The following is an 8,185-nucleotide window of genomic DNA, read 5'->3' on the forward strand; positions in this document are numbered from 1 at the left end:
TCTCCAAGACCCTTCCGTCAAAAACACAAAAGTTCAACTGTACGTGGTCTTTCCATCTTATGGAGTGTCGGATCGACCGGATAACTGTTTAATGGCAGTACTATGGGGAGCGTTACCCACGACGGGAGAGGTGCGCTCTGGTCCAGGCAGCCTCGGGGCTTTCCGCCGTTCCGACGCGATCGGTTTCCCTTGGAGCTTTCACCTCCTTCCGGGCGAATGTCTGCAGCTTTTCCTGTAGCTGCTGGACCGTTTGCGATTGACCCGTTCGGGCTGGCGAGGGCGTGTCGCCCTGCGCGTCAGGCGAAAGACTATGCGAGCGTTTGGGGTCGGTGATCTGGAAGAATGCCACCCCCTCGGCCAGACGTCCGGCCTCGGCCGAGAGCTGGTGGGCCGTCGCGGCCATCTCGTTTGCCGCCCCAGCATTCGTCTGCGTGACCTGGTCGAGTTGCTGGATCGCCTGGTTGATCTGCTCGATGCCGACCGCTTGCTCCCGGCACGCTGCGGAAATCTCCGACACGAGTTCGGCTGTGCGCTGGATATCAGGCACGAGATCGTTGAACATACGCCCCGCATCCTGCGCGACCTTCAGCGTCTCTCCCGAAAGTTCACTGATTTCTGCGGCCGCCGTTTGGCTTCGCTCGGCCAGCTTTCGCACTTCCGAAGCGACCACCGCAAAGCCCTTGCCGTGCGCCCCGGCGCGCGCGGCCTCGATCGCAGCATTGAGCGCCAGGAGATCGGTCTGTCGCGCGATCTCTTGGACGACGCGCACCTTCTCCGCGATCGTTGCCATCGCTTGAAGAGAACCCGCGATAGCCTCGCGGCTCTTCTGCGCACTGACGGCCGAGATTTTGGCCATCTTCTCCGTCTGCGAGGCGTTCTCCGCGTTTTGGCGGACATTGGCCGTCATCTCTTCGACGGCAGCGGAAGCCTGTTCTGACGCTGCGGCCTGCTCCGTCGAGCCGGATGAGAGTTGTTCGGCGGTCGCTGCAGATTGGGTCGAACCGGCTGCAACCTGGGCGGCTGATAGGCGGATATCGCTGACGATGCCAGACAGATGCTCGCTCATACTGTTCATCGAGTGTAAGAGTTCGCCGACCTCGTCGGAACTCCGTACGGCGACGCTCTGAGAAATGTCGCCGGATCGGATCGCTTCGGACAGGTTCACGGCGCGCCGCATCCCGCGACTCATCGATAGCGACATCCAGACCGCCGCTGCCCCACCCATCAGCAGCGCCGCAAGAACGAGCGACGCGAGCACCAGACGGGTCGAGAGGTAACTCTCATCAATCCCGTCGCGCATGGCCTGCGCCTTCTTCCCTTCCGCCGCAATCAAATCCTGCAGGGTGCGAACCAAAGCCAGCGTTTTGGGTCGCACCTGATTGATCGCGATATCGATGGCCTTGGCATCCGTATTGGATGCACCGAGATCAAAAATCGTCTTCACTACCGGAACGATAGCGGACCATCGATCCATCACCGCGCGAACTTGCGAGGCGGAGGACTCGCTCGATACCGTTGCCGCCACGGTTCTCAAATCCCTGTCGAGACCTTGCAGCGTGGCCTCGAACTCGGTCCGAAGCTCTTGGATGCGTTCCTCCTTCGTTTCCGCAATAACGGAGACCATAAGAAACCGCAGATGTTCGAACGTGGGATGAAGATTGGACAGCACGGTGCGAGCCGTCGGATCGAGCTCCTGGGTGGGGACCACGCTCTCCAGCTTGTCGATCGCCTCCGCCATCTCGTCTCCCATCGGGCGGCCTTTCTTGGCTTCCCAATCGAGAGCGCTGACGATGGTATTCTGCTTCGACAATTCGACTGCCGCTTGCGCGCTCGCCCACCAGTCGTTCAAAGCCAGGATGGCTTGATCGGCCCGCTGGGTTTCTTCGTTCGCCATCTCGCCAAGCTGGTGGCGGTACGACGTGAGGATCGGGGCGATTGCATCCATCGCCTCCTTGATCGCATTTTCGCGATCGTTCTTGAGGGACACGTCGCCCACCATCATCAAAGCGTTCAAGCTTCGCCCCATGCCCTGCATGAGCTGCGCAGCATCTCCCAGTCTCAGAGCTGTTTCATAAGGTCCAGCGGCGAATTGTTTCATCGCATCGTTCGCAGAACCCAAGCGAGAAATCCCGATATATCCAGAAAAACCCAGCATCGACAGAACTGCGGCAAAAGAAATACCGATCTTTGCTTTTACGGATACGCGCATAACACCCTCAATTGGCTTCGTTTGTAATTATGATGCGGATTCCCCAAATTCATGATGCAAAAACATCGTTTTTTCGTACACAGCAATAATACCTAGCGTACGTGCCATTTTCAAAAAGCTGGTTAAAAGCCCGTCAACAGGAATACTAACATAGATATATTTGTAAATGTCCGATATCTCTGGTGCTTACGTGAGTATTATTTGATTTTTGCGTGGTGCGAAAAAATAGAACGCGAGAAGGTCACGCTCGAAGACAATCGTCGCCAAGCAAGGTGTTTAAGACCTGTGAAGACGAGACATCAGCTCAGGAGCGCTCGACCTCGACACGCCGAAGCGAGACGACCCGTCAACAAACGCCGTCGACAATCATTCCGACCTGATCATCCTGCGCGGTATGAATGTTCTTTCTGGCTGAACCCGGACGATGCCGCCTGACGCACCGATTTTGCCGCCCGATACGTTGCCGCCCTCCGGCCTCTCCCTTATTCTACGAGATGAAACAATATTCACTAGGAGGAATTCCGTGACGGCATTTCGAACCGAATTCGAGGTTCAGTGGGGAGACTGCGATGCGGCGGGCATCGTGTTCTACCCCAACTACTTCTACTGGATGGACTCGACCTTCCAGCGGTTGCTCGCCTCGCGGGGCCTCGGGCAGCGCGAGTTGCAGGCGCGCTTCGGCGCGGTGACGCCTCTCGTGGATGTCGGTCTCGCCTTCAAATCGCCGGTGACCTTCGGCCAGATCCTCACGATCGACGTTACCCTGACCGAGTGGCAGGAACGCCGATTGCGGCTAGATTACCGGATCGAATGCGAAGGGCGCCTGGCAGCCGAAGGTCACGAGGTGCGAGCCTGGGCGCTGACGGGGGGCGAGAAGCTCAAGGGTGCCCCCGTACCGGACGAGTTCAGGAAGATGCTGACATGAAAGACGACATCGAGGCCGCCACCGACCAGCACGCGCGCGGTGGCATCCAGGCGCTCGACACCGCTCTCGTCGTGCTGAAGGGCCTGGCGATGTTCGACGGGCCGGTGACGCTGACGGACCTCGCGCGCGCCGTCGGTATGCCGTCCAGCAAGATCCATCGCTATCTCGCGAGCTTCATCCATGCCGGGTTCGCGCAGCAGACGGAGCGGTCCGGTCGCTACCAGCTCGGTCCCTTCGCCGCCGCCATGGGGGTCGCGGCGCTGAGCCAAAGCGATTTCGTCAATCAGGCCGCCGACGCGTTGCCGGACCTCGGCGAGCGCACGGGTCTCACCGCCCTCCTCTCGGTCTGGTCGCGCCAAGGCGCGATGGTCGTGCGTTGGTACCGGGCACCGAGCCCGCTGGTCACATCCTTCGGTCTCGGCAGTTCGCTGCCGCTCCTGACCTCGGCGAGCGGGCGTGTCTTCCTCGCCTACCTGCCGACGCGGATGACGGAAGCGCGTACGGCCCTCGAAATGGAACACGCGCACGAGACGGGCGCTTCGTGGCCGGGGCTTCAACTGACGGGCGCGGGAATCGAGGCGCTGGTCGCCGACATACGGGAGAAGGGGTTCGCCTCTGTGGATGGTCAGTTCGTGCCGGGCCTGCGGGCCGTCGCCGCGCCCATCCTGAACTGGCAGGGCGAGGCCGAGGCGGCGGTGACGCTCATTTCGACGTCGGACAGCGTGCTGCGACCCGATGGGGCCGCCGTGCAGGCGCTCGGCGACTTCGTCCGGAGCCTAGCGAGCCAGAAGGTCTGGGCGCCCGACAAGGCGTAGCGCCTCGCCGCGCAAGGCGGCGGGCATATCGGCCGCGCGGCCGCCCGACCGAAGCGCCACCGCGCCGTGCCAGAGCGTCGCCGCGCGGCGCCGGGGCATATCGGCCACGGCCAGCCGCTGCCCGGCCGCGTCGCTGACGACCGCGTCCCAGTGCGCGTTTCCGGCATCCCGCCATTCCACGTCGAGATGAATAGCCGCGTGTTCGACAAGGTGGCGCAGGGCTTGGGCGGGAAGCGTCGCGGCGAGACGGATGTCGGCCAGCGGCGGCTCCAACAGGACGAGCCCCTCCTCCTCGGCGGGCGGCAGACCGCGTACGGAGCCGACGGCTTCGGCGAGCCGCCGCGCCTCCAGCGCGACGGCGGCGATGACGTGCCGCCGCGACCAGCCGGCGATCGCGGATGGGGCCTCGAGCTCCGGATCGGCGAGATGGCTGAGCATCCGCGCGAAGTAGGCCGTGCCGAGCCGCGCCCACGACAGCGCCTCGGCTGGCGCGGCGGTCGCATCGTAGCGCGCCCCCGCGCCCTGCCGGGCGCGAAGCGCCTCGCGCGCCTCGTCCAGCGCGGCGCTCACGACGCCTCGCCGACGATCAGCGTGCGCGCGAAGTCGAGGCGCTCGACGATCGGCGCGTCCGAGAAGCGGAAGAGGTCGAACTGCGTCTCGGCCTCCAGCGACCACGGCACCCAGGAGGGGATGACGAAGATGTCGCCGATGTCGAGCATATGGCGCGTGCCGCCGATCACCGCCGCCCCGCGCCCTTCGAAGACCTGAAAGACGCTGGCGCCGACCTCGTGGCGCGTGGGCGTCTGCGTTCCCTCTCGAAGTCGGTGGAACTCGCAGCGGATCGTCGACATGACGTCGCCGCCCGTCGTCGGATTGACGTAGCGGATCGCCGCGTGGCCCTGCTCCACCGTCGCGGGTTGTCCCTCCTCCTCCAGAAGGAGCTGCTCGGTGAGGGCCCGATCGGTGTGTTCCCAGCGATAGGCGGCGAGCGGCGAGCTCGGCGTGTTGCGCAGGCCCGAGAGCGGACGCAGCCCCGGATGCGCCCAGAGCCGCTCCCCACGTGAGAAGCGGGGCGTCGCGTAGTCCGTCACGCGCTCGGAGCCGAATTCGAAGAAGCCGGTGTCGTTCTGGTAGACGAAGGGGATGTCGAGCCCGTCGAGCCAGGCCATGGGCTGGTCGGTGTCGTTATGGTGGCCGTGGAAGTGCCAGCCGGGCGTCAGCAGAAGGTCTCCACGGCTCATGCGAACGGGGTCGCCGTTGACGACCGTCCAGACCCCCTCGCCTTCCACGACGAAGCGGAAGGCGTTCTGCGAATGCCGGTGTTCGGGCGCGGTCTCGCGGGGGCCAAGATACTGGACCGCGCACCATAGGGTCGGTGTGATGTAGGTGTCGCCGCCCAGGCCCGGATTGGCGAGCCCCAGGGCCCGGCGCTCGCCCCCCCGGCCGACCGGCACGAGGTCGCCCGACCGGCGCGCCAGCGGGATGAGGTCCGCCCATTTCCACAGGTGCGGGACGGCGCGCGGCGTTGGCGTCTTCGGCATCAGGTTGCCGATCTGCGTCCAGAGCGGCTTGATATGCTGGTCTTCCATGCGCGCGTAGAGTTCGCGCAGCGCCGCTGTGTCCTCCGGCTGGCCCGAATGGGGCTGAGGCGCCGGCTGCGTAGGATTTTGAAGCATCGCGTCCTCCTGGGACTCTGTGTGATCAGGCGGCGTCGGGCTGGCGGTCGGGCGCTGCATCGCGGAAGGCCGCGATCGCATCGAGGCGTCGGAAAATGCCGTCGATCACCGGCCAGCGGCTGGTATCGATGGAGAAGCGGCGATTGTTCCAAGCCTGCGCGTAGAGGCAGATGTCGGCAAGGCCGGGCGTATCGCCGTGGCAGAAGGCGCCGGTCTCGGGGTCGCGCGCGAGGCTGGTTTCGATGGCGTCGAAGCTCGTCGTCACCCAGTGTTCGAACCATCGTGCCTGCGCGGCCTCGTCGGCGCCGAAAGTCTGGCCGAGATGCTGCAGGACACGCAGATTGTTGAGCGGGTGGATTTCGCAGGCGATCGTCTGGGCCAGCGCGCGCACGCGTGCCCGCCCATAGGCGTCGGCAGGCAGGAGGGGCGGCGCCGGATGGGTCTCGTCCAGCCACTCGATGATGGCGAGAGACTGGGTGAGGACGCGCCCGTCCTCCAGCTCCAGCGCCGGCACGAGTGCGGCGGGGTTCAGGTCGAGGAAGGGCTTGCGGCGCGTCTCGCCGCTGCGAAGCACATAGGGCACGTAGTCGAACGGCACGCTCTTCAACCGCAGCGCCACGCGCACCCGCGTCGAACTCGACGAGCGGAAGAAGTTGTGAAGCTTCAGCGTCATGACGGTTCTCCGATCCGCGTCGTGATCGCGCCGAGGCCTTCGATCTCGATCTCGCAGCGATCGCCGGGCTTCAGCGGGCCGACGCCCGCGGGCGTGCCGGTCATGACGAGATCGCCCGGTTTCAGCTCCATGGAGCGCGACAGGATGGCGATGATCTCCGGCACGGACCAGATGAGCTCCGAGAGATCGGCGTCCTGCTTGGTCTCGCCGTTGACCGAAAGGCGGATGCGTCCCGTCGCGGGGTGGCCAACCTCGGAAACGGGCCGCAATGGGCCGACGACGGCCGAGCGGTCGAAGGCCTTGCCCCAATCCCAGGGGCGGCCCTGCTCGCGCGCCTGAAGCTGCAGGTCGCGCCGCGTCAGGTCGTTGCCGACCGCATAGCCCCAGACATGATCCAAGGCGCGGGCTTCGTCGATGTCGCGGCCGCCCTCGCCGATCGCGACCACGAGTTCGGCCTCGTAGTGGAAGTTCGCGGTCTCGGGCGGATAGGCCACGGTCTCGCCGTCGCCGACCACCGCGTCGGCAGGCTTGGTGAAGAAGAAGGGCGGCTCGCGGTCGGGATCGCGCCCCATCTCACGCGCGTGGGCGGCGTAGTTGCGCCCGACGCAGAAGATGCGGCGCACCGGGAAACGATCCTCGGATCCGGCGACGGCAACGCTCGGCTGCGGCGGAGCGGAAACGACGTAGGTCATGGCGGGCATACCTTTCGGGATCAGTCTCGGCCGGCTTCGACGAGCTTCTGGGCCAGAAGCTCGGGCGCGGTATGGAAGGTCGAGTGGCTTCCCGGCATCGAGACGAGCCGGAAAAGCCCGAGACGCTCCGAGAGGCGGGGATGGAACGGGTAGGATTGCGGCAGGCCCGTCTCCTCCGTGCAATGGAGGTAGCTCTTGCCGCAGTCGAAAGCGGCCGGATCGCGCGACAGGCGGATCGGGTCGGCCATGGTGAGGAAGGGCTGCGGATTGAGGCTCGCGTGCAGCGCCTCAGCCTGTTCCAGCGACCCGTCGTTCATGAAGGCCTCGCGGAAGATCGGGAAGGGAAACACGACCTCGTTGGCCGGCTCCGCGAGTTGGCGGAAAAGATCGCGGTAGTGCGGCGGGCAGAGGTCGAGAAGGCTTTCTCCGTCGATCGGCACGAAGGCGCCGTAATAGACGAGGCGGCGGATACGGGCCGCGCCGAGCCGGTCGAAGGCGCCGGAAATGACCATGCCGCCCCAGCTGTGGCCGACAAGCACGGCGTCCTCGATCGCGTGCTCGTCGAAGTAGGCGACGAGCGAGGCGATGGCGTCCTCCAGCCGCGTGGTGCGGCGGTCGTCGCCCTCGCGGTTGCCCTGGATCGTCGGGCAGTGAACCTCGTGCCCCTTGGCTCGCAGGCTCGCGGCCGTGACTTCGAAATGGCTGCCATCGTGGCAGGCGCCGTGAACGAGGACGAACCTCATGCTGCACCCTCCATGCCGGATTCGTTTCGGGGAAGCGGGCGGCTCTTGAGCGCCTGACGGTCGATCTTGCCCGTGCCAGTCTTCGGCAATTCGGAGACGAACTCGACGATGCGCGGATACTTGTAGGGCATCAGTGCCGTGCGAACGTGGTTCTGCAGCTTGACCGTCTGCGCCGGGCTTTCCGATCGGCTGTCGCGCAGTCGGATGAAGGCGCGCAGCGTGAGCCGGCGGTCCTCCAGTTCCTGTCCCATGACGGCGCATTCGTGCACGTCGGGATGCTCGTTGAGGCAGCGCTCCACTTCGAGCGGCCACACCCACTGGCCCGAGACCTTGATGAGTTCGTCGGCGCGGCCCTGGAAATAGTAGGTGCCGTCCCGCTCGATGAAGCGGTCGCCCGTGTAGAGCCACTCGCCGCGCATGGTCTCGCGCGTCTTGTCGGGGCGGTTCCAGTA

9 protein-coding genes are annotated in these 8,185 nt (G+C 65.0%); 2 read left to right on the plus strand and 7 right to left on the minus strand.

Going from position 1 to position 8,185, the window contains the following annotated elements:
• Positions 1-112: 112 nt before the first annotated feature.
• A complete protein-coding gene (locus AUL36_RS12245; protein WP_082655794.1) occupies positions 113-2,209 on the minus strand; it encodes a HAMP domain-containing methyl-accepting chemotaxis protein in 2,097 nt (698 codons plus the stop codon).
• A 523-nt stretch (positions 2,210-2,732) separates the two neighbouring features.
• Between AUL36_RS12245 and AUL36_RS12250 the strand changes: the two genes are divergently transcribed.
• Entirely contained in the window at positions 2,733-3,134 is a 402-nt protein-coding gene (locus AUL36_RS12250; protein WP_062221087.1) for an acyl-CoA thioesterase, read from the plus strand.
• Entirely contained in the window at positions 3,131-3,949 is an 819-nt protein-coding gene (locus AUL36_RS12255) for an IclR family transcriptional regulator (protein WP_062221090.1), read from the plus strand. The genes AUL36_RS12250 and AUL36_RS12255 overlap by 4 nt, the downstream gene beginning before the upstream one ends.
• Here AUL36_RS12255 and AUL36_RS12260 read toward each other — a convergent pair.
• From AUL36_RS12260 to AUL36_RS12285, 6 genes are all read right to left on the minus strand, one after another.
• On the minus strand, positions 3,911-4,519 hold the full coding sequence (locus AUL36_RS12260; protein ID WP_244497114.1) for a maleylpyruvate isomerase N-terminal domain-containing protein: 609 nt from the start codon (positions 4,517-4,519) through the stop codon (positions 3,911-3,913). The genes AUL36_RS12255 and AUL36_RS12260 overlap by 39 nt on opposite strands.
• Positions 4,516-5,625 (minus strand): cupin domain-containing protein, encoded by a 1,110-nt coding sequence (locus tag AUL36_RS12265; protein WP_062221107.1) that lies wholly within the window; start codon positions 5,623-5,625, stop codon positions 4,516-4,518. Before AUL36_RS12265 ends, AUL36_RS12260 begins: the two co-directional genes overlap by 4 nt.
• Positions 5,626-5,650: 25 nt before the next feature.
• A complete protein-coding gene (gene maiA / locus AUL36_RS12270; RefSeq protein WP_062221093.1) occupies positions 5,651-6,298 on the minus strand; it encodes a maleylacetoacetate isomerase in 648 nt (215 codons plus the stop codon).
• Positions 6,295-6,990 carry a fumarylacetoacetate hydrolase family protein gene (locus tag AUL36_RS12275; protein WP_062221110.1) on the minus strand — a complete coding sequence of 232 codons (696 nt, stop codon included), beginning with the start codon at positions 6,988-6,990 and terminating at the stop codon, positions 6,295-6,297. The genes maiA and AUL36_RS12275 overlap by 4 nt, the downstream gene beginning before the upstream one ends.
• A 20-nt stretch (positions 6,991-7,010) precedes the next feature.
• Complete coding sequence (locus AUL36_RS12280) at positions 7,011-7,733, minus strand: alpha/beta fold hydrolase (RefSeq protein WP_062221095.1); 723 nt, start codon at positions 7,731-7,733, stop codon at positions 7,011-7,013.
• Positions 7,730-8,185 (minus strand): AMP-binding enzyme (locus AUL36_RS12285; protein WP_156418363.1); only part of this gene is annotated, 456 nt, incomplete at its 5' end. The genes AUL36_RS12280 and AUL36_RS12285, both read right to left, overlap by 4 nt.

The sequence above is a fragment of the Aureimonas sp. D3 genome (assembly GCF_001463805.1).
Taxonomy (GTDB): domain Bacteria; phylum Pseudomonadota; class Alphaproteobacteria; order Rhizobiales; family Rhizobiaceae; genus Aureimonas; species Aureimonas ureilytica_A.

What these genes read in the sequence shown, in the direction of transcription:
- AUL36_RS12265 (WP_062221107.1), bottom strand. Translation starts at nt 5,625, where the DNA reads ATGCTTCAAAATCCTACGCAGCCGGCGCCTCAGCCCCATTCGGGCCAG.
- AUL36_RS12275 (WP_062221110.1), bottom strand. Translation starts at nt 6,990, where the DNA reads ATGACCTACGTCGTTTCCGCTCCGCCGCAGCCGAGCGTTGCCGTCGCC.
- AUL36_RS12245 (WP_082655794.1), bottom strand. Translation starts at nt 2,209, where the DNA reads ATGCGCGTATCCGTAAAAGCAAAGATCGGTATTTCTTTTGCCGCAGTT.
- AUL36_RS12280 (WP_062221095.1), bottom strand. Translation starts at nt 7,733, where the DNA reads ATGAGGTTCGTCCTCGTTCACGGCGCCTGCCACGATGGCAGCCATTTC.
- AUL36_RS12255 (WP_062221090.1), top strand. Translation starts at nt 3,131, where the DNA reads ATGAAAGACGACATCGAGGCCGCCACCGACCAGCACGCGCGCGGTGGC.
- maiA (WP_062221093.1), bottom strand. Translation starts at nt 6,298, where the DNA reads ATGACGCTGAAGCTTCACAACTTCTTCCGCTCGTCGAGTTCGACGCGG.